General features: G+C 60.4%; 20 protein-coding genes. 6 read left to right on the forward strand and 14 right to left on the reverse strand.

All coding sequences use genetic code 11. The features are described 5' to 3' along the window. Positions 1–28: 28 nt before the first annotated feature. From RY113_RS11725 to truB, 4 genes are read right to left on the reverse strand one after another with little or no spacing between them, the layout of a single operon-like run. Entirely contained in the window at positions 29–1273 is a 1245-nt protein-coding gene (locus RY113_RS11725) for a GNAT family protein (RefSeq protein WP_315914716.1), read from the reverse strand. Then, entirely contained in the window at positions 1270–1713 is a 444-nt protein-coding gene (locus RY113_RS11730) for a hypothetical protein (protein ID WP_315914717.1), read from the reverse strand. The genes RY113_RS11725 and RY113_RS11730 overlap by 4 nt, the downstream gene beginning before the upstream one ends. After that, entirely contained in the window at positions 1710–2114 is a 405-nt protein-coding gene (locus RY113_RS11735; RefSeq protein WP_110104369.1) for a hypothetical protein, read from the reverse strand. Before RY113_RS11735 ends, RY113_RS11730 begins: the two co-directional genes overlap by 4 nt. Beyond that, positions 2111–3088: a tRNA pseudouridine(55) synthase TruB gene (gene truB / locus RY113_RS11740; RefSeq protein ID WP_110104370.1), complete on the reverse strand. Its 978-nt coding sequence runs from the start codon at positions 3086–3088 to the stop codon at positions 2111–2113. Before truB ends, RY113_RS11735 begins: the two co-directional genes overlap by 4 nt. A gap of 133 nt (positions 3089–3221) precedes the next feature. On the opposite strand from truB, the gene RY113_RS11745 reads away from it, so the two are divergent. Further along, a complete protein-coding gene (locus RY113_RS11745) occupies positions 3222–3995 on the forward strand; it encodes a hypothetical protein (protein ID WP_110104371.1) in 774 nt (257 codons plus the stop codon). A gap of 556 nt (positions 3996–4551) precedes the next feature. Here the strand turns inward: RY113_RS11745 and RY113_RS11750 are convergent. The 6 genes from RY113_RS11750 to rimP form a co-directional block, all read right to left on the reverse strand. After that, complete coding sequence (locus RY113_RS11750) at positions 4552–4698, reverse strand: hypothetical protein (protein ID WP_315914721.1); 147 nt, start codon at positions 4696–4698, stop codon at positions 4552–4554. 154 nt (positions 4699–4852) lie between these two features. Beyond that, positions 4853–5287, reverse strand: a complete 435-nt coding sequence (gene rbfA, locus RY113_RS11755) for a 30S ribosome-binding factor RbfA (RefSeq protein WP_110104373.1) — start codon at positions 5285–5287, stop codon at positions 4853–4855. A 104-nt stretch (positions 5288–5391) separates the two neighbouring features. Beyond that, the gene (gene infB / locus RY113_RS11760) at positions 5392–8328 is read right to left on the reverse strand and encodes a translation initiation factor IF-2 (RefSeq protein ID WP_110104374.1); all 2937 of its coding nucleotides are present in this window, start codon (positions 8326–8328) and stop codon (positions 5392–5394) included. A gap of 191 nt (positions 8329–8519) precedes the next feature. After that, a complete protein-coding gene (locus RY113_RS11765; RefSeq protein ID WP_281268033.1) occupies positions 8520–8786 on the reverse strand; it encodes a YlxR family protein in 267 nt (88 codons plus the stop codon). A gap of 139 nt (positions 8787–8925) precedes the next feature. Next, positions 8926–9897: a transcription termination factor NusA gene (gene nusA, locus RY113_RS11770; RefSeq protein ID WP_110104376.1), complete on the reverse strand. Its 972-nt coding sequence runs from the start codon at positions 9895–9897 to the stop codon at positions 8926–8928. Between the two features lie 2 nt (positions 9898–9899). Then, on the reverse strand, positions 9900–10529 hold the full coding sequence (rimP, locus tag RY113_RS11775) for a ribosome maturation factor RimP (protein ID WP_245931986.1): 630 nt from the start codon (positions 10527–10529) through the stop codon (positions 9900–9902). A 170-nt stretch (positions 10530–10699) separates the two neighbouring features. Between rimP and RY113_RS11780 the strand changes: the two genes are divergently transcribed. Then, a complete protein-coding gene (locus RY113_RS11780; RefSeq protein ID WP_315914722.1) occupies positions 10700–12457 on the forward strand; it encodes a DUF4439 domain-containing protein in 1758 nt (585 codons plus the stop codon). A 289-nt stretch (positions 12458–12746) separates the two neighbouring features. Continuing rightward, positions 12747–13733 (forward strand): aminoglycoside phosphotransferase family protein, encoded by a 987-nt coding sequence (locus RY113_RS11785; RefSeq protein ID WP_315914828.1) that lies wholly within the window; start codon positions 12747–12749, stop codon positions 13731–13733. 14 nt (positions 13734–13747) lie between these two features. Here RY113_RS11785 and RY113_RS11790 read toward each other — a convergent pair whose 3' ends face one another. Both RY113_RS11790 and RY113_RS11795 read right to left on the reverse strand, forming a co-directional pair. Next, positions 13748–14548, reverse strand: a complete 801-nt coding sequence (locus RY113_RS11790; RefSeq protein WP_315914723.1) for a TSUP family transporter — start codon at positions 14546–14548, stop codon at positions 13748–13750. A 173-nt stretch (positions 14549–14721) separates the two neighbouring features. Then, a complete protein-coding gene (locus tag RY113_RS11795; protein WP_110104381.1) occupies positions 14722–16515 on the reverse strand; it encodes a proline--tRNA ligase in 1794 nt (597 codons plus the stop codon). Between the two features lie 209 nt (positions 16516–16724). On the opposite strand from RY113_RS11795, the gene RY113_RS11800 reads away from it, so the two are divergent. The 3 genes from RY113_RS11800 (at position 16725) to RY113_RS11810 (ending at position 18784) form a co-directional block, all read left to right on the forward strand. Then, positions 16725–17558: an ABC transporter ATP-binding protein gene (locus RY113_RS11800; protein ID WP_315914724.1), complete on the forward strand. Its 834-nt coding sequence runs from the start codon at positions 16725–16727 to the stop codon at positions 17556–17558. Next, the gene (locus tag RY113_RS11805) at positions 17555–18334 is read left to right on the forward strand and encodes an ABC transporter permease (protein WP_315914725.1); all 780 of its coding nucleotides are present in this window, start codon (positions 17555–17557) and stop codon (positions 18332–18334) included. The genes RY113_RS11800 and RY113_RS11805 overlap by 4 nt, the downstream gene beginning before the upstream one ends. A 177-nt stretch (positions 18335–18511) precedes the next feature. Then, positions 18512–18784, forward strand: coding sequence for a hypothetical protein (locus tag RY113_RS11810; RefSeq protein WP_110104383.1), 273 nt, complete (start codon positions 18512–18514; stop codon positions 18782–18784). Positions 18785–18853: 69 nt separating this feature from the next. On the opposite strand, the gene RY113_RS11815 is transcribed toward RY113_RS11810, so the two are convergent. Together RY113_RS11815 and RY113_RS11820 are read right to left on the reverse strand one after the other, a co-directional pair. Beyond that, on the reverse strand, positions 18854–19402 hold the full coding sequence (locus RY113_RS11815) for a PadR family transcriptional regulator (RefSeq protein ID WP_315914726.1): 549 nt from the start codon (positions 19400–19402) through the stop codon (positions 18854–18856). Then, positions 19402–21429, reverse strand: coding sequence for an NADPH-dependent 2,4-dienoyl-CoA reductase (locus tag RY113_RS11820; RefSeq protein ID WP_315914727.1), 2028 nt, complete (start codon positions 21427–21429; stop codon positions 19402–19404). Before RY113_RS11820 ends, RY113_RS11815 begins: the two co-directional genes overlap by 1 nt. Positions 21430–21440: the final 11 nt, after the last annotated feature.

The following is a 21440-nucleotide window of genomic DNA, read 5'->3' on the forward strand; positions in this document are numbered from 1 at the left end:
TTGGGCGTTTGCACAGCCCTGTCCAAGATTACCTGTTGATTGCGTCCGGGCCGGTCCATGGCTCTTGCGGTGAACGCTCATCAGCTGCGGCCAGTGAGAGCACCCACCTATCCTTGGGGGTTCCGCGATCGCAGTAGTCCCCACGGATTTGCCCGTCAAAGTGGAAGCCGAGCTTCCAGGCAAGCTTCCGGCTGGCCCAGTTAGGGGCCAGCACATGCCAATGCAGATAAGCGAGGTTGAGTTGATCAAAGGCGTAGTCCAACAAGAGCGCAACGGCAGCCTGTGCGGCGCCAGTGCCGCGGGCATGCGGACCAAAGTTAATGCCGACGGAGGCAACCCCCGGGACCTTGCATTGTAAATCCACCACGCCTAACAGCGCATCGCTCACAGGGTCCACGGCGGCAAAGGTGAGAGTTTCCCCGCCCTGCCACCCCTCCGGGACCAGCGTATTGATGAAATGCTCGGCGTCCGCCATGGAATACTCCAGAGGCACGGTAGTCCAGCGGACAGCCTCGGCATCCCGGCAGTTTTCCACCAGTTGCGGCGCATCAGCCATGGTCAAGGGCCGCAACAATATGGTTCCGGCGCCAAGAATCGGCGCTGCAGCAACCCTGCCCAGCAGTTCAGGCAGCTCGGGCAACTCGGGCTCAAGCGTGGCGGGTTCCTCAGGAGCAGGCGCAGCATCGTTTTGGAATTGTTCGCGGCGTTGGTAGAACAGCTCGCCATCGGCCACCCTCCCGGCGAGACGCCCGTACCCGGGAATGCGGGCGGCGTGAACAAAGCCGGTGCGCCGGGCTAGTTCACTACTGGCCTCGTTCCCAGAGGTGGTGCGCCAGTGCAGAATTTCCAGACCCAAATTTCCAAAGGCAAAGCCACACAGTAGCGTGATGGCCCGGGGTGCACAGCCGGTACCACGTCCACTGGGGAGCATTTTGATGCCCACACTGGCTGATCCGCCTCCGGCGGTTGAGAAAACTTCTTGCAGGCTGAGGGTACCCACGAGAGTGTCAACGCCGTCGAGTTTCTCCGTGATAGCAAAGCGCAGATAGTGCCCTGTTTCCCACCCGGAATCAATGGATCCGGTGATCATCACGGCAGCTTGGCGCACACTCATATCAGCCTGCGAACCCGTCCATGTGACGTTCAGGGGGTCCCGGTTGAGCGCTGCGAAGGCCACGGCATCATCCACTCTCAGACGACGCAGCGTGGTCCTCCCGTCACCCAGGACAGGATTGACTGGCAGGACAGGATGGGTGGGCGCCGGTTCGCTCACTTCTCGTCGCGGTGGCGGTACAGCCAGATCAGTCCAATGATCGGCAGCAGGAGCGGAATGTACCCATAACCCTTACCGAACATGCTCCACACGGTAGCGTGCGGGAACGCGGCCGGATCAAACACGCTCAGCGCACCCACCACCAGTACGCCCACAAGTTCCACGCAGATGGCCGCACTGGCCACCTTGGCCCAACCAGCACCGGGCTTGGCCAAGGCCACCGTGGCCACAATGTACACCACGGCGGCAAAGGCGGAGAGTAGGTAGGCCACGGGCGCATCAGCAAACGCGGTGGCAATCTGGAACCCGGCACGGGCCGTGGCGGAGATGGCGAACACTGCGTAAACAGTGATGAGTAGCCGCCCAGCCCCCGCGGTGCGTCCGTGCGGGGTGCTGTCGGTGGAGGAGTCGCCGGTATTCGCTGTGTTGCTGGTTTTCATAATCCAATTCCTGGTTGCAATGCTGAGACGGGCGTTGCCATGCCGTACCAAATTTGTGCCATGCGGGCCAGCATGACAACCACTGTGATGCCCACGGCGCTCATAACGTAGTTGGACCAATGGGTGCGTTCCATCATGGCCCAATAGAAACCGGCCACCGGAAGCATGGCCGCGGTAAACATATAGCCCCAGAATTCCCACGCCTCACCGGCCAGTGATTCGGCGCCGAGGAGGCGCACACCTGAGGCAATGGCATAGACCACAATGAAAAGTTCCACGGCGGCTAAAGACAGCAGAGTGACATCGTTGGGCTTTTTCTTCATAATCGCCGCAACAAGGCAGACAACAGTTGAAGCTATTCCCACCACCATGCCGGCAATGATCCAGCCATCAAGGGTCATTTGCCCGGCTCCGGGTCCGTCGCTGCCGCTGGGGCAGGTGCTGGCGGGTCTGGTGGGAAGACCAGAACAGGCTTGGCGTATTTACCGGCGTCGGATAACAAGGCCACCAAGGTTCCGTCAGGGGCGAAGGCGGCTGCCGGTGCGGCCACGGTGTGGTTTCCGTGGGAGCTGGCGAGGATGCGCCGGCCAAAGGATAATTCAATGGCTTCTTCAGCAGTGAGTTCACGGACGGCCATGAGGGCCCGGGCGGCGTCGGCAATGTCCAGGATCTGCAGATCCTCTGCCAACTCTTCTAGCGTACGTGCCTGCTCCAAGCTGTACGGCCCCACGGCGCTGCGTCGAAGCGCTGTTAAGTGGCCGCCCACTCCCAGCCCATTGCCCAGATCCCGGGCCAGCGCCCTGATGTAGGTTCCTGAGGAACAGCTAACGGTAACATCCACGTCAACCCAGCTGACGCTGCGCGGCTCGTGCGTAATGTCCAGGCCGGGCGCATCTGTGGTGCCGCGGCGGATGTCCAGGATTCTAAATTCGTGGATGGTGACAGGGCGGGCAGCCAGCTTGACGTCTTCGCCAGCGCGTACCCGGGCGTAGGCACGCTCTCCATTGACCTTGATGGCACTGACGCTACTGGGAACCTGTTCAATGGGCCCTCGCAACGCCGCAATGCCCGCCTCGATTGCTTGCTCTGTGACGTCTTGGGCGGAGGTGGTGTGAGTAACCTCACCTTCGGCATCGTCGGTCACGGTGGCAACGCCCAGGCGGATGGTGGCCTCATAGGTTTTGGAGGTCCCAACAATGTACGTCAGCAAGCGGGTGGCCTTATTGACGCCAACCACCAAAACTCCCGTAGCCATAGGGTCTAAGGTGCCCGCATGCCCGACTTTCCGGGTCCCTGCGAGCCTTCGCATCCGGCCAACCACATCGTGGCTGGTCCATCCCTGCGGTTTGTCTACAATTACCAGTCCAGAAAGCACGCTTTGAAGTATATCGGTTCTACTCCCCCATGGTGAGTTGTCCCCATCGCGCGTGCCATGTCACAGTGGCTAGGCTCGTTCTATTACTAAAGATGCGTTACTAAAGATGCGTTAACCCTTCAGACGGAGAATCATGGCCAAGCAAATGTCCAGCATGTACAAACGTTCAATAACAACCTTGGGTTTGGGCGCTGCTTTGATGATGGGCATGACCGGTTGCATGGGAGGGACCAAGGACGTTCCCACGCCGATCCCCATGCAGAAAAGTGCCACCGCACAGTCCACGGAGAGCGCAGCGGATGGTTCAGACTCAGATCGGGGCAGTTCGGAAGTGGAGCCATCAGCCACCAAGGAAGCCTCCGCTCCGGCGGCTGCTAACGGCAAGCTGACTCCTGCCGGGACCAATTTGAAGATTGGTGACGTGGCAAAGACGCACAGCAACAGCGGTGAACAGGGTACTGATAAGTACAAGGAAGCGACCTTCGACACCACTGTCACCAAGATTGTTGCTGGCGACCCGGCGGATCTGGCCAAGCTAGAAGATTCAGCCAAGTTTGCCGGTCAAACTCCCTACTACGTGTTCTACGAGTCAACGTTGACATCACTTTCCAAGCCGACAGCGGGCATGTCCGACGCTTACTTGGACGGTCACCTCAAGGATGGTTCCAAAGCCCAGAAACTAATCGTTTTCGGCACGTTGGGCAATTGCAAGTCCGGTTCCTTCAAGACAGAGGGCGACGGCGATGCTTTCAGCTATGTTGTGGGGTCCACCAAAACCAGCTGCAGTGTCTTTTTGGCTCCCGGTGGCGACGCTGTAACGGCAGCCAGCTACTCTGATTCTTCCTTCAACTATGAGAACTACTCGGACAACCCGTACCGCGACAAGCCCGTCATCTGGGGCAAATAGCAACTAGTTTCAAACAGCGGGTACCTCCCTGGCGGGGGTGCCCGTTGTTGTTTAACGCTTGTGAGGATTTGTACTGGCCTCTTTTAGTTCCTGCCCATGTCAGAGCACAGGGCTTAGGATTGCCTAACTCAGGCGCGGTCCCCAGTGATCCCCTGAGCTACGCCAAACGATGGTTCTGGGGGCAAGATCCTATTCGCCCGAGAAGGCAGGCATGTTGGAACCCGCTGACTTTCACGCTCACTGCTTTCCTAGGGAAACCAACTTTTGCGATTATTCCCCGTCCTTCAGCACAGGAGATTTGTCAGGGAAAAAATATGAGGTGAAGAATTGTGGCCATCACAGCCGCATGCGCCTGTGCCCTGACCGTGACCGGTGGGCCTGCTCTGGCTCCTCACGGCCACCATCAACCCTCACCCGTTCGGAAGGTTGCCTCCCAAGGGCGCGGGAACAGTGTCCAGCTTGCCGACTTGAGCTTCTTTGAAGTCAGCCACAACCCTGACGGGAAAACCGTTTACGGTGTGCGGGATGCCAGGGCCGCTTGCCTGGCGCAGACACCCTATCTGGAGCAGTTGGGTGAGGCGTACTCCCGGCCGAAGCCATCACCATTGACGCCAGCGTGATTGCCGTGGACAGCAACAACACTGCGTACGTATCCCAAGTGATGGGAAACGGTGTCAGCGTCATCAGAAACGAAAAAGCTCACTACCATCATCCCCGCCATGATGGCCTGCGCTAATTTCTTCTACACAAATTCCTCACGTCCGCCACTTAACGCAGTACGACGGCGGCCGGTCCCCTCAAAAGGTGACCGGCCGCCGTCGTGCTTGAATCAAAGGATCCAACTAAGGAGAACGGGACTAGGCGTCTTCGTCTTCCTCAGGCTTCTTGTACGGATCCGCTTCACCAGCGAACTGCGCATTAGCGGAGATTTGCGCCAACGCAGCATCACGCTCTTTGGCTACCCGAAGAAGGGCTTCCAAGTTGGAGGCATTCTCCGGGATTTTATCGGCAATGAATTCGAGGGTGGGTGTCAGGCGCACCGTGATGTTCTTACCAACTTCGGCACGCAGCACGCCCTTGGCACGCTCCAAACCAATTTTGGCCTCGGAACTGGCAGTCTCGTCACCAAAAACCGTGTAGTAAATGGTTGCGTGCTGCAGGTCGTTGGTGACGCGTGCATCGGTGACAGTGATGCCCTCGACGCGCGGATCCTTGACCTTGGAGCGAAGGCCCTCGGCCACCACAACCTTGATACGCTGCGCCAGCTTGGACGCGCGGGCTGAATCAGCCATGATGCTCTCCTTCATGATGGAAAAACTGTCGACGGTCACTGACCATCGTAGGGAATACAAAACCGGCTGGGCGCCCTCAGGGACGCCCAGCCGGTTATGCAACGTTATACGCGGGGCTTCTCGCGCATTTCGAACGTCTGGATGATGTCCTCGGCCTGCAGATCGTTGAACGATCCCAAACCAATACCACACTCGAAGTCGGTACGGACTTCGGTTGCGTCATCCTTGAAGCGCTTGAGCGAGTCAACGGTGAGGTTATCACCAATGATCTTGCCGTCACGGAGTACGCGTGCCTTCGTGTTACGGCGGATGATGCCGCTGCGTACGATCGAGCCTGCGATGTTTCCGTGCTTGGAGGAGCGGAATACTTCACGGATTTCCGCGGTACCCAGTTCAACTTCCTCGTACTCGGGCTTGAGCATGCCCTTGAGAGCGAGCTCAATGTCATCGATGGCGCCGTAGATGACCGAGTAGAAGCGCATGTCCACGCCTTCACGGTCAGCCAGTTCGGCAACACGCTCTGCCGGCTTGACGTTGAAGCCGATGATGATCGCGTTATCCACTGTTGCCAGGTTGACGTCATTTTGCGTAATGGCACCCACACCGCGGTGGATGACGCGCAGCGCAACGCTGTCACCGACATCGATCTTGAGCAACGAATCTTCCAGTGCTTCAACAGCACCGGAAACGTCACCCTTGAGGATGAGGTTAAGGTTGGCAACCTTGCCATCAGCAACGGCCTGATCGAAGTCTTCCAAGCTGACGCGCTTGCGGCGCTTGGCCAGTGCCGCGTTACGGTCTGCTGCTTCACGCTTTTCAGCGATCTGACGGGCCGTACGCTCGTCCCCTGTAACGAAGAAGGTATCGCCGGCGCGGGGAACGTTGGACAGACCCAGTACCTGAACCGGACGTGACGGGCCGGCCTCGGAGATGGTATCGCCATTCTCGTCAAACATGGCACGAACACGGCCGTGTGCGGTGCCGGCAACAATGATGTCACCGACGTGCAAGGTACCGGACTGGACCAGGACAGTAGCCACGGAACCGCGGCCCTTGTCCAGGTTCGCTTCGATGGCGATGCCTCGGGCATCCTTGTTCGGGTTGGCGCGCATGTCCAGGGCAGCATCTGCGGTCAACAGGACGGCTTCAAGAAGCTCGTCAATGTTGATCCCGTTGCGTGCTGAGACATCAACGAACATGGTGTCGCCACCGTATTCTTCCGGAACCAGGCCGTACTCGGTCAGCTGGCCACGGATCTTCTCCGGGTTGGCTGAGTCCTTGTCGATCTTGTTCACGGCTACCACGATCGGCACGTTAGCGGCCTGTGCGTGGTTGAGCGCTTCAATTGTCTGAGGCATGACGCCGTCGTCAGCTGCAACCACCAAGATGGCGATGTCAGTGACCTTGGCACCACGGGCACGCATGGCGGTGAACGCCTCATGTCCGGGGGTGTCAATGAAGGTGATCTTGCGTTCATTACCTTCGTGCTCGTGGACAACCTGGTAAGCACCGATGTGCTGGGTGATGCCACCGTGCTCGTCGGCAACAACGTCAGATTTGCGAATGGCATCCAGCAGACGGGTCTTACCGTGATCAACGTGACCCATGACGGTGACAACGGGAGGACGAACCTCAAGATCGTCGTCGCCTTCAGCTTCAAGCTCAGCTTCGAAGTCAATGTCGAAGCTGCTCAGCAGTTCGCGCTCTTCATCCTCGGGGGACACAACCTGAACCTTGTAGCCCAGCTCGGTACCCAACAGTGCGAAGGTGTCTTCATCCAGTGACTGCGTAGCGGTAGCCATTTCACCAAGGTGGAACAGAACCGTTACAAGTGCGGCCGGGTTGGCCTCAATCTTGTCAGCGAAGTCGGTGATGGAGGAACCGCGGCGCAAACGCACCACTGTTTCCCCATTACCGCGGGGTACGCTGACGCCGCCGAGTGAAGGAGCGCTCATCTGCTCCAGCTCTTGGCGCTTGGCACGCTTGGACTTGCGCTGCTTGCCACGGCCTGCGCCGCCCTTACCGAAGGCGCCCTGGGTGCCGCCGCGACCGCGACCGCCCTTACCAAAGCCACCACCGGCGGGAGCTCCGCCCGGAGCTGCACCCGGCGTTGCGCCGGGAGCACCTGGACGGCCACGTCCCGGAGCACCGGGACGGTCGTTGCCGCGGCCGGGCGCAGCAGGGCGCTCGGTGCGGTTAGGCATCATGCCAGGTGTGGGACGGGGACCACCCGGACGCGGAGCGCCCGGACGGGGACCACCGGCGCCCGGAGCACCTGCCGGACGCGGAGCGCCCGGACGGGGTGCGCCAGCCGGCGGACGGGGCCCACCTGGGCGGGGACCTGCGGCACCAGCTTCGGCGCTGCGGGGTGCACCCGGACGGGGCATGCCCTGTGAGGGTGCGAACGGGTTGTTGCCGGGACGGGAAGCACCCGCACCAGCAGGGCGCGGTGCACCCGAACCAGCGGGGCGGGGTGCGCGGCTATCGCCACCACGGTTATCCGGGCGTTCGTTGCGTGCACCGGAGCGGGGCATGCCCTGGGAGGTGGCAAACGGGTTGTTGCCGGGGCGCGGGGCTCCCGGGGTTGCTGCCTTGGCGGCCGGCGCCGCAGGGGCAGCCGGAGCTGCGGGGGCAGCAGGAGCCGGGGCGGATGCAGCGGGAGCGGCCGGAGCTGCTTCAGCAGGCGCAGCCGGAGCGGTTTCCTTGGCGCCGGGCTTGGGACCCGGAGCCGCCTTGGGACCCGGAACAGCCTTCGGGCCAGGAACAGCGGGCGCAGCCGAGGGAGCCGCAGCGGCTGCCTTCGGTGCTACTGCTTCCTTGGCAGCTGCGGGCGCAACGCCAGCAGGGGCTGCTGCAGCGGGCGCAGCGTCGGCAGGCTTGGCTGCAGACGGGAATGCGTCGCGAAGTTTCCTCACGACGGGGGCCTCAATGGTGGAGGAAGCTGAGCGAACAAATTCGCCCATTTCCTGAAGCTTACTTACTGCTTCTTTCGAGGTGATGCCGAGCTCTTTTGCAAGCTCGTGTACGCGGGCCTTGGCCACATTTCTCCTGTCTCGGCCCGCACCGGACAGGTACGAACCGCTTAATTCTTACTGCGCCGTTCCATGTCGGAACGGGCGGCGTGAGAGCATATGAAATTGCTCATTTTTGGGCACTCATCGCTGGGTACTCATCGGGTTTCCATCGGTTTTCTGACCCGCTTTCACAAAAGGGACAATTGGTTCGTATGTACTTACTCTGCCGAAAGTGGCAAATTCTTTTGTGCGAACACTTCGACGTCGGACAGTTTTGTAACCCCCGGAAGGGCCCTGCCAACGGCGCGGCGTTTGATCGCTAGTTTCCAACAGTCAGGGTTGGGGTGCAGCCATGCTCCCCGCCCCGGCATGCGACGTGCAACATCAACCAACGCTTCCGTTTCACCAGAAGCACTGGTAGATCTGACCAAACGCACCAGCTGGATCCGGTCTGACGTTCCCCGGCACCCAATACACGTCCGCACAGCATTCTTGGCCTCAGTTGCCTCGCTTTGCGCTGCTACTGCTTTCTTAACCAATTCTGCTGTGCCTTCATGCTCTTTGAGTACCAGGGCCAAATCAGGCCCGGCTCTAGATATTCTACCGCGCAGCGTGACTGCTTACCTAAACCGCTGCGGCATCAGAGACAATGTCAATGCGCCATCCGGTCAGCTTGGCAGCAAGGCGCGCGTTCTGCCCTTCCTTACCAATAGCCAAAGACAGCTGATAATCAGGGACAACGACCCGCGCCGAGCGCGCAGCCTCATCAACGATCGTGACAGAAATCACCTTCGAAGGGGAGAGTGAATTGGCGATGAAAGTGGCCGGATCCTCGTTGAAATCAACAATGTCGATCTTTTCGTCGTGGAGCTCGGTCATGACTGCACGCACGCGCGAACCCATTTCACCAATGCACGAACCCTTGGCGTTGACGCCAGCCTTGTTGGCCTGCACGGCAATCTTGGTGCGGTGGCCAGCTTCACGAGCCAAGGCGACGATTTCTACCGTACCGTCGGCAATCTCAGGAACTTCCATTTCGAAGAGCTTGCGCACCAGGCCCGGGTGTGAACGGGACAAGGTGATGGCCGGACCCTTGGTTCCGCGGTGCACCTCAACGACAAAGGTGCGGATGCGGTTTCCGTGGCGGTAGTCTTCGCCGGGAACCTGCTCGTTCGGAGGAAGCACACCTTCAACAGCACCCAGATCGATCTGGATCATGTTGGGGTTGTTACCCTGCTGGATCTGGCCGGCAACAAGCTCACCCTCCTTGCCACGGTATTCACCCACAACGTTGTCATCTTCTGCATCGCGCAAGCGCTGCAGAATGACCTGGCGTGCGGTGCTGGCAGCGATACGGCCAAAGCCCTTGGGGGTATCTTCGAATTCACCAACAGCCGCACCATCGTCGTCGAGCTCTGCAGCCCAAATGGTGACATGCCCGCTCTTGCGGTCAATCTCGGCGCGGGCCATCTCGTGGCAGCCCGGTGACTTGTGGTAGGCCATCAAGAGCGCCTGTTCAATGGTGGGGATCAGTAGATCCAGGGGAATTTCCCTTTGGCGCTCCAGTTCCCGCAGCGCACTCATATCTATGTCCATAGTCAGCTTCCCTCTCCATCGACAGCGTTGCCGCCAGTCGGTTCAAATTCCAAGTCCAGCTCAGCCTCATCCAGGCGAGCAAATTCTAGTTCCACAACACCACGGCGAATAACGGAAAACAACAGCTTTTCCGGCTCGCCCTGTTTGGGTTTCATACCCTTTTTCACCGGAAGTTCGGGCTTGAAGAGCACACCTTCCTCATCCACATCCAGAACCCTACCCATGAAGTTCTCCCGGTCGGAGGCGTTGACCTTGACCATGCGGCCCAAGGCACGGCGCCAGTGTCGGGGCTCGGTCAATGGCCGGGTGGCTCCAGGGGAGGAAATTTCCAGATCGAACGGCTTACCGTCGTCATTGGGGTCTGTGTCCATTGCTTCGGAGAGCATCCGTGATACCGCGGAGATGGCGTCCAGGCCCACACCGCCACTTTCGTCTTCGGGCAAATCAACAATTACCGAAACGGTGCGGTGGGTGCCAGCAAAGTGCACCTTGACTTCTTCTAGGAAAAGTCCAGCAGCGGTCACCGTAGGGGTAAGAAACGTGTGGAGCCTTTGCGCTTCAGCTACTGGATCAGTGGCTAAGAGCGAGTTCCCTGAGCGTGCGGCCATTTTTGGCCTATCTGGCTTGGTCATAAAAACGCACGCCTCCCTATTGATGATGTTGTAGGTATATAGACTACCGAGTTTCCACCGCTGCCGCTGAACAGTGGAGGTGTGAGTATGAACGCATTGTGGCAGCGTTGGGCCGCTCCTACCTGCAAAAGTGTGCACTCTACAGGCCAGTCATGAGATGATCAACGGTTGTGACCAACCCCAATCCTTCAGCTGAGCCGAACGCATCTGACCCCGATGCTAAGACCCCCGCCGTCATAAGTCCCGTACGCAAGGCTCCCCGGCGTGCCACGGCTGCTGCCGGCTCCCCTGTTGCGAAGACTTCAGCTGCTCCCGCGATTCTGGTCATTGATGCAAATGGCATGATAGTTCCGCCGTCCGCGGAAGCTGGTACCACCGCCGACCTCGAGGCATCTGCGGTTGCGCCTTCCACCTCCTGCGAGGGCCCCCTGGCCGCCGAAGCGGATACCCCGGATGTAGCCGATCCTGAGCTGGAAGTAGCCACCTCTGAGACGGAAGCTGAGGAGTCTGAGGAGTCTGAGGAAGCCAAAGCCCGCGGTGTTGAGGATGCAGAATCCACCGAGCTGTCTGAATCCGTTGCGGACACCGCCGGGGCTGAAGGGGCCGATGTGGCGGCCCTTGTGGAGGCACCGCTTGAGGTAGCCCAGACTTCTCCGATGTTGTCGCGGCGTGAACGCCGGCTTGCTGAGCAGCAAGCGGAAAATGGCGCCTCCTCGGCTTCACCCGCCGTATCCACGGATGAAGTCTCGGGCACTGAACCGGCTGCAACCGGCGCAACAGCTACGAATGGCACCGCCGGGCCCCATAATCCAGCGGAGCGTGGCGGGAATGCCAGCACACACAAGTCAAAGCCCCGCCCAAAGCGGAACCGTTTCGTCGCGTTGGTGCGTGGACTATGCTTCCTGATAGTTATTTCGGCCCTTGTGGTGAGCCTCGGGACGGTTCTTTCCGGGCCGGACGTTGGTGCAGATGAGTACTCGCACACTCAGGAACAGCGTCAGGCTGCATGGGAAACAACCACCACCTTGCAGATCGGCGCGCTCGGATTGGTTGAGGTGACTAGCACCCCTCAATTGCGCACAATCCTCTCAGATACGGCACAACAGCTGGGCATTCAGGCTGCCGCCTTGAGTGACGGACTGCCCACTGAGACCGCTACCCCAACACCCACGGCTGCTTCTCTGCCAACAGTTACGCAGTTGCGTGAGGAGCTCACGGCCAACGCGGAATCTTTGCTCGCTAGCGCTCTGACTGCAGAAGGATCCATGGGCCGTGTGTTTGCTTCAGTAGGTACCGGTCAGCTCCTGCAGGCTCGTGAACTGGGCTCTGCGACGGCGGCCACCATGCCGGCGTCGGGTTTGCTGCCGGCCAAGGTTGATTTCCCCGTTCCGTCCGGGCCCCAGTGCGCCACCATCCTTGAACCGCGCCCCGGCGCCACCATCGATGCAGCGTTGAGTGCCGCCGCCTTGGGCGAGCAGAAGGCGATCTACGCTTACCAGGTTGCCTCCACCCGATTCGCCGAACCGCAATTTAGCAAATCCACAGCCCTGTTGGACCGGCACCAACAAAAGCTCAACGTCCTCAACGAGGAACTGCGCCTGCGCTGCCTACCACCGGCAGCCCCCGTGGCCGGTTACGCCCTAAATGCCAGCTTTACCGCGATGCCCAAACCGGCCCTCAGCACTCTGGAGGCAGAGCTCAGTGCTCTCTATGCGGATTTGTCGGCGTTCAGCGCAGCAAACCCCGCCTACGCAACAGCCTCACCCGGAGCGGCCGGATCACCCGATGCAACCCAGCAGCCTCCCAAGGGCAGCAACCTCAGAGAGCTTTCGGTGCTGTGGCTGCTCGACTCCACCGAAGCCCAGATATCTTGGGGTGGCACATTGGATGCCTTGCCGGGTATTGAGAGCGCCGCAACCGCCCCCTAGGCAGGGCGGGTACGGCGGGGTAGAGCAGGTAGGGCGGGTCAGGGCAGGTACGGCAGGGGAACCCCTTCGCGAGGATATCCTTTCCTTCGCGATCGGCACCCGGCTCGGTGCCAGCGGACTCGTACTCTGACTCAACGCCCTGTTCTACAGCGCCCTGCCCTGTCCTCCTCTGCTGTGCCCCACCCTGCCCACATCGGCTCGGCCCTGCTGTGAAAGGTGCCCCCCGCACTAAAAGTACGACGACGGTGTTCCCACCCATGTGCCAGCCGATAGGCTCATGACCGTGAGCATGAAGCTAGAGATCCCCGAGCCCCTGCTACGCAGGCACCGCCAGACGCCTGAAGGCAGGGCCTGGCTGGGGCACCTGCCGGGTTTCCTGAATCTGGCCCTGGAACAGTGGCAGCTACTAGTTGATCTGCCTGATGGCGGACTTCCCTGGTATGGCCACACGGCAGTGGTGGTGCCGGTCCGCACCACAGACGGCACCCCGGCCGCGCTGAAAGTCGCCTTCCCCTATGAGGAAGCCTTCTTGGAACCCCTCGCTCTTTCCTTGTGGGGCGGCAAGGGAGCAGCAGCCCTGTGGGCCAGTGACAGCGATATTGGGGCGCTGTTGATTGAGCGTCTTGATCAGAGCCGACCGCTGCTTAAACTGCCCTTGGATGAAGCGATTGCCGTGTGGGGAGAGCTCGTCAAGAAACTATCCCTTCGTCCCGATGCGCGGCCAGAGTGGCACCTGCTCCCCCAGCTTGCCGCCACAGCAGAGCGGTACTGTGATGAACTCCCCGAGCGTTGGAGCATGCTCTCCGAACCTTTTCCGCGCTGGTTGCTTGAGGCAGCCTTGGAAGTCTGCCAAACACGGGGAGCAGTTTCCCGCCGAAGCAGCAATGACGTGCTGATTCACACCGACCTGCATTATTTGAACATCCTGGCCAAACCCGGAAGCGGGCACTATTCGGCGATTGACCCGCAGATCCAGGTCGGTGATGGCGAGTTTTCCGTGGCGCCGTGCCTGTGGAACCGGCTGCAGGATTTGCCCGTTCGGAACGCCGAAGCCGGGCTCCGCCGCCGCGCCCGTGATCTGGCGCAAGCTGCCGGTCTGGATGAAGACTTAGTGGCTGGTTGGAGTGTTGTCCGTGAGGTGGAAAATGCGCTGAGCTATCTGGAAAAGGCCGGTCACAGCGGTGATGCCCAGCGCTCACTTTGGGTGTCCAGCACCATGGCAGGAAAAACCTTGCAAGGCCTGCCAGCCGCGCACGAGCTCATGGAGCTGCACTAGCCCGCGGAGCTGCACTAGCGGTTGAGGAAATTCTCGTTCAACACGTCGTAGCCGAGTTTGATGATGAGCACCGTGACAACTGCCAGGAACACCACGCGGATAAAGGTGCTGCCTTGTTTCACCGCGGTGCGGGCACCCAAGTAGCCTCCAGCCATGTTGGCCATACCCAAAATCAGGCCTACTCCCCACAGCAAGGAGCCATGCGGGAGGAAGAACATGAGGGCCCCGGCGTTGGTTGCAAGGTTCACAATTTTGGCCTTGGCGCTGGCTTCAAGGAAGGCGTAGCCCATCAATCCCACCATGGCGATGACCAGGAATGAGCCGGTTCCAGGCCCGATCAGGCCGTCATAAAAACCAATTAGCCCACCAATGCAACACGCAATAACGTAGTGTTTGCGCCCGGAATGCCGAAGTTCCGTCAGCTCTCCCATGGTGGGTTTGAACACTGTGAACAACAAGACCGCCACCAGGGCCAGAACAATAATGGGTTTAAAGACTGAACCCGGCAGGCTGGCGGCCAGCACCGCACCACCAACGCTTCCCACTAAAGCCACCCCTGCCATGGGCAGTGCCGTGCGCATATCTGGTTTAACACGTTTATAGTACGTCACGGAACTCGTGGCCGTGCCAAAGATGGAGCCCATCTTGTTCGTGGCCAGCGCCTGGATCGGCGTGATTCCGGGGATCATCAGCATGACCGGGAGCTGGATCAGCCCACCGCCACCCACCACGGCATCGATCCAGCCAGCAGCGAAGCCGGCCACGATGACCAAAAGGATCGTGGCCAGCGTAATATTTTCAAAACCGGAAACCATGGTTTTCCTTGCTTATGTTGCCAAAAAACCCGGCCCACACGGGAGCCAGCAGCCACGGAGCGGGGATGGATTTCCGCGCGTGGCCCTACGCCGAGGAACGAGGTGGGGCCACGGAGCGGAAATCTTACTGCCCGCGAGGGGCTGCTGGCGGAGGTGTGTACCGGGCTTGGAGTCTAGCGCTGGTCGAGGATGTACTGGACCGCGTCGGCTACAGCGATGTTTTCAGCAACACCGGTGGCGCGGTTCTTGATCTCCACCACGCCGTCCACGAGCCCGCGGCCAACAGCCAAGATGGTGGGGACGCCTATGAGTTCAGCGTCTCCGAACTTCACGCCGGGGGAAACCTTGGGACGGTCATCGTAAATGACCTCGAGTCCTTTGGCTTCCAGATCGGCGGTGAGCTGGGCAGCTGTCTCGAAGATTTCCTCGCCGCGGCCAACGGCAACCACATGGACGTCTGCGGGTGCCACATTCGCGGGCCAGGTCAGGCCCTTGTCGTCATGGTTTGACTCCGCCAGGGCGGCGACGGCGCGGGTGACACCGATGCCGTAGGAACCCATGGTCACCACGGAGAGCTTGCCGTTCTTGTCCAGGACCTTCAGTCCGAGTGCTTGCGCGTACTTGGTGCCGAGGGCAAAGATGTGGCCCATCTCGATGCCGCGGGCCGTTTCCAGCGGGCCGGAACCGTCCGGGGCGGGATCGCCTTCGCGGACCTGGGCGGCCTCGATGGTGCCGTCCCAGCTGAAGTCGCGCCCTGCCACCAGATTGAAGACGTGTTTGCCGTCCTCGTTGGCTCCCGTGATCCAGCTGGTGCCGGAGACAACGCGCGGATCAACCAGGTAAAGGATCTTGCTGGCTGATTCGGCGCCGAGAACAGCGCCGTCAAGGCTCAGGCCTGGGCCAATGTAGCCCTTAACCAGCAACGCGTGCTTCTTCAAATCTGCTTCACCGGCAGCCTCAACGCCTACTTCGCCACCAATTTCTAGGTGTTCGGCAATGTTGGCTTCGATGCGCTTGAGATCAACGTCGCGGTCTCCGGGCAGGGCCACAACCACAATCTGGCGTTCGCCCGTGGGCAGATCGATGGCCAGGACCACATTCTTGAGGGTGTCAGCGGCGCTCCACTGCCCCTCGGCCCGGGGTGCGAGCTCATTGGCTGCTGCCACCAGTGTTGCGATCGTGCTTGAGTTGGGAGTGTCGCGGACCACGGCGGCCGGGGCATTGCTGAAGTCAATGGCTGCTGGCACAACGGTGGTGACTGCTTCAACGTTGGCGGCGTATCCCCCGGCCGAGCGCACAAAAGTGTCCTCGCCAATGGCCATGGGGTGCAGGAACTCTTCGCTCCTGGAGCCGCCCATGGCCCCGGCTGTTGCGGCGACGGGAATGATCTCCAATCCGAGGCGTTCAAAGATCCGCAAGTAGGCGCCGCGGTGAGCCATGTAGCTGGCGTCGAGTCCGGCGTCGTCAATGTCAAAGGAGTAGGAATCCTTCATGATGAACTCGCGTCCACGGAGCAGGCCTGCGCGGGGACGTGCCTCATCGCGGTACTTGTTCTGGATCTGGTACAGGCTCAGCGGCAGGTCCTTGTACGAGGAGTACAGGTCCTTGACAAGGAGTGTGAACATTTCCTCGTGGGTGGGGGCCAGGAGGTAATCGGCGCCCTTGCGGTCCTGGAGGCGGAAAATGCCGTCACCGTATTCGAGCCAGCGGTTTGTCTGCTCGAAGGGTTCCTTGGGCAGCAGCGCCGGGAAGTGGACTTCCTGGGCGCCGATCGCGTCCATCTCTTCACGCACAATGGCTTCAACCTTGCGCAGTACGCGCAGTCCCAAAGGAAGCCAGGTGTAGATACCAGGGGCCGCGCGGCGAATATAACCGGCACGCAGCAGCAGCTTGTGGCTGTCCACTTCGGCATCGACGGGATCTTCACGCAGGGTGCGGAGAAAGAGTGTGGAAAGGCGAAGTGCCACGCGAGTTTTCCATTTCTTGAAGTGGGTGGGCGCCGGCCTTGAGCTGGACGGACAGATACTAATCTACCGGTTCCACACAGGCTCTCGCACAACGGCCGGGCCAGGAGGTGCACGCAGCTTTCCAGGAGTCCGCGGCAAAGCTGGACACGCCCACCCTGCGGGTCTAGTTTGAACTCACACGCACTCGACGCGCCAAGCCAGGAGCAACCATGTCCCACCGAGCGCAGATGCCAGCCCCGGAGCCACCGTTTGCCCCGGTTCCGGCCGATCCATCCGGCACCCACGGCCCTATTAGTGTCAGTGTGGAGGGCTTGCGGGTGTGCCGCCGAGGGGTTGCCGTGTTGGCGAATATTTCCTGCAATATCCCGCAGGGCAGGATCACCGGGCTATTGGGCCCTTCCGGCAGCGGCAAGACCACGTTCATGCGGGCCCTGGTGGGGGTCCAGAAGATCACGGCTGGCACGCTCACCGTGTTGGGCCGGCCTGCAGGAGATCCCCAGAACAGGCACGACGTCGGCTATGTCACCCAGGCGGCCAGCGTCTACCGGGATCTGAGCGTGTTGGAAAACGTGAACTATTTTGGGTCTGTCCATGGCAGCAGCCGGCAGGATGCGAAGGCGGTGCTGGCCTCCGTGGGGCTTTCCGAGCTTGCCAACCGCAAGGCCCGGAATTTATCTGGCGGAGAATTCAGCCGGGTTTCCCTTGCCTGCGCACTGGTGGGTAAGCCTGCTCTGTTGGTTCTGGATGAGCCCACGGTGGGTTTGGACCCGGTTCTGCGGGCAGATTTGTGGGCACAATTTGCGGCCATGGCAGAGGAAGGCACCACGTTGTTAATCTCCAGCCACGTCATGGAGGAAGCCAGCCACTGCCAGACACTGCTGCTACTGCGTGAGGGTCTACTGCTGGCCCAGTTGACCCCGGATCAGCTGCGCCAACGCGGTGAAACGGACGATCTTGAGCTGGCGTTCCTGCGGCTGATCCAGGGCACTCCTACCGAGACAGCCGAGGTTGCCACTGCTGCCGAGGGAGAGGATGCCCGATGAATCCATCCATGTTGTGGTCCACCTGCACCCGGGTGCTGCTGCAACTACGCTCCGATCCGCGCAGCATTGCCTTAATTCTGGTGGTGCCGGCCGTGTTGCTGGCGCTGGTGTATTGGCTGTATCAAAATGAGACCCTGGCGCCAGGAATGCCACGAACTTTTTACCGTGTGGGGCTCATGATGCTGGGCATTTTCCCGTTCGTGGTGATGTTTCTCATCACTTCTATCACCATGCTGCGTGAACGCACCTCTGGCACCTTGGAACGGTTACTGAGCACTCCCCTTCACAAGGCTGACCTGCTCTTCGGCTACGCTCTGGCATTTTCCATCATGGCCGCAGCGGCATTTTCCATCATGGCCGCAGCCCAGGCATTGGTAGCCACCGGTACCGCATACTGGGTCTTTGGTATGGCGATTGCAGGAAATGCCGGCTGGGTGGTGCTGATTTCGGTACTCACCGCTGTTCTCGGTGTTGCGCTGGGCTTGCTGTGTTCGGCGTTTGCCCACACCGAGTTTCAAGCCGTCCAATTCATGCCCGTGGTGGTGATCCCCCAGATTCTCTTGTGTGGCTTGTTCGTTGCCCGAGATCAAATGAATAGCGTCCTGGAAGTGATTTCCAATGTGCTGCCGCTGAGTTACGCAGTTGACGGATTGCAGCAGGTGGCACAGAGCAGCAGCCCCACATCACAGCTGGTCTGGGATTTGGTAGTAGTTGCTGCATTTGTGCTGGCAGGGTTGCTCTTGGCGTCGCTGACGTTGCGCCGCCGCACCGCCTAACCATTGGTCATGGGTACCTCTGCCCATCGCTTGACGGTGACCTTGGCCCTAGGGTTGAAGTTCAGTAAACCTCGGGGAATAACTCAGCGGCCAACTCGGCGAACCCTCGAGACCCAGAGACGGCATACAGGCCACATCCCGAACCGGTCCGCGGACTCGGCACACGCAGGAGAGTCAATGAGCAATGGCTTGCAGGGCGCCAACCCAGAGGAGCTGCGTAACTTTGCCCGGGAACTGGAACAGGCTCAGAGCATTTTGCTGCACACCAAATCTGAACTGAGCCAGCGCATCCTGGGAAATCTTCGATGGGAAGGTCCAGACGCGTTTGTTTTCAAGCACGCCTGGACCTCCTCCTACGCTCCCGTCATCAGCCAAACCGCCGCCCTGTTGGCCGACACTGCCCGGCTTCTCCAGGCTCAAGCCGCTGAGCAGGAATCCGCCAGCGCCTGATCCCCACTCAGCGCCAGCGCCAAGTATTCACCCAGCGCCAAGTATTCAGCCAGCGCCGCCTTCTAGTAATCAGCCAGCCTCGAGAGCCGCCAAGGCCTGGTGGCACCACGCCAGCCACGAATTTTCGTAGGCAATGCCGGCACGCACCACAGCCAATTGCAGCTCATCCGCCGCGGATCGTGGGGAGCCGGCCGGAAAATCGTGTGCCTCAATGGCCTCGTAGCGGGCCAGTACCTCTCCGTGCAACAGCATGTGGCGCCGCATTTCAGTGACGATATCCACCGTGTCTCCACCTGTGGCACCCAACACTGCGGCGGCTCGCATCCGCACAAGGAGGGCATCCTTGATGGGCCGTAACGCTCCTTCCTGCGCACACCAAGAAGCAAGCTCGGAGCGTCCCGCGGCCAGCACAGCAAACTGGCGCTGCTGTCCGCGCGCCGTGGGCATCCCATGAGCGGCAATCAACCCGGAAAGTTCCATCTTTCCCAGCTCGCGGTAGATCTGTTGATGCGTGGCTTGCCAGAAGTAGCCCAGAGACTTATCAAAACGCCTGGCCAGTTCGGCACCTGTACAGGGCTTTTCCAGCAGAGAGGTCATGATGGCGTGCGTGAGTGACATTAGATCTTTGCGGCCAATCGAGTCCCCTGATCGATGGCTCGCTTGGCATCAAGTTCCGCTGCCACATCTGCTCCACCAATCACATGCACGCAAGCTCCGCCTGTTACCAGCCCCGGCAACAGATCACGCCGGGGCTCTTGGCCCGTGCACAGGATCACCGTATCTACCGCAAGGACCGTCTCGGCGCCGTTAACGCGGATGTGGAGTCCGGCGTCGTCAATCTTTTGGTAGTCCACGCCGGGAACCATTTGCACGCCCTTGGCCTTGAGCTCCGTGCGGTGGATCCAGCCGGTGGTCTTGCCCAGCCCGGCACCGACTTTGCTTTCCTTGCGCTGGAATAGGCCCACCCGGCGGTCTGGTTGGGCCGGGATGGCCGTGGTGATGCCGCCAGGGTTGTTGTAGTCCGGGTCAATGCCCCATTCGCGGTAGAACTTCTCCGGGACGAGGGTGGCGCTGGTGCCGTGGGCCGTGATGTATTCGGCCACGTCAAAGCCGATGCCGCCGGCGCCGAGGATGGCTACGTTAGTTCCCACAACTTTTTTGTCCCGCAACACCTCAAGGTAGTTCAGGACGCTGGGATGGTCCACGCCCTCTATCTCGGGTGTGCGCGGTGTGACGCCGGTGGCCAGCACCACCTGGGCAAAGTTCGCTGCAAGCAGTTCCTCACTCGTGGCTGTGGTGTTCAGGACCAAGGTGATGTCAAGGAGCTGGATCTGGCGTTTGAAGTACCTGATGGTTTCATGGAATTCCTCCTTGCCAGGAATCTGCTTGGCAAGATTAAACTGCCCGCCAATCTCCCCGGCCGCCTCGAAGAGCGTCACCTGGTGTCCCCGCTGAGCGGCTGTAACGGCGAACGCCAAGCCTGCCGGACCGGCGCCGACCACCGCAATCTTCTGCGGGTCTGAGGTTGGTTCAATAACTATTTCACTCTCGTGGCAGGCGCGGGGGTTGACCAGGCAGGAGGACGTTTTCCCCACGAAGGTGTGGTCCAGACAGGCCTGGTTACACGCTATGCAACTGTTGATTTCATCGCTGCGCCCCTCACGCGCCTTCCTCATGAAGAAGGCATCGGCCAAGAAAGGCCTGGCCATGGACACCATGGTGGCGGTGCCATTCGCCAGCAACTGTTCGGCTACCTCTGGGGTGTTGATGCGGTTGGTGGCAACCAAGGGAATGCTCACCGATCCCATGACCATCTTGGTGACCCACGCATAACCTGCCCGTGGAACGGAGGTGGCGATGGTGGGGATGCGTGCCTCATGCCAGCCAATTCCTGTGTTGATGATGGTGGCGCCGGCCTTCTCCACGGCCTGCGCCAAGGTGATGACTTCGGCCAGGGTGGAACCACCCTCGACGAGGTCAAGCATGGAGAGGCGGTAAATAATAATGAAGTTCCTACCGACTCTCTCACGGGTGCGCCGAATGATCTCGACCGGGAAACGCATCCGATTCGCGTAGGAGCCACCCCACTCATCGCTGCGGTGGTTGGTTCGTGCTGCTATGAATTCGTTGATTAAGTACCCCTCGGAACCCATGATTTCGACACCGTCGTAGCCAGCAGATTGGGCCAGTGCTGCGGCTGCGGCGAAGTCTTCTATGGTCTGCTCAACCTCGTCCCCGGTCAGTGGGCGCGGCGTCAAAGGGCTGATGGGCGCTTGGGCGGCGCTAGGCGCAACGAGTGCCGAATGCGAGGCGTAGCGCCCAAAGTGCAGCAATTGTAAAGCTATCTTTCCACCCTCCGCGTGAACGGCCTCCGTCACAACCCAGTGCGCCAAAGCTTCCTCGGGCGTGCTGAGTTTGGCGCCACCTTTCATGGGCCGGCCCGCGTCATTAGGTGAAATACCGCCGGTTACCATCAGTGCCACCCCGCCGCGCGCACGCTCGGCATAGAATGCCGCCATCCGTTCAAAGCCGCCGGGTAACTCTTCGAGGCCCACATGCATTGAGCCCATCAGCACCCGGTTGGGCAACGTGGTGAACCCCAAATCCAAGGGGGAAAACAGGTGGGGAAACTGACCAGCGTTCATCAATGCACTCC

Origin of the sequence: Arthrobacter sp. lap29, from assembly GCF_032458965.1 — a bacterium.
GTDB lineage: Bacteria > Actinomycetota > Actinomycetes > Actinomycetales > Micrococcaceae > Specibacter > Specibacter psychrochitiniphilus.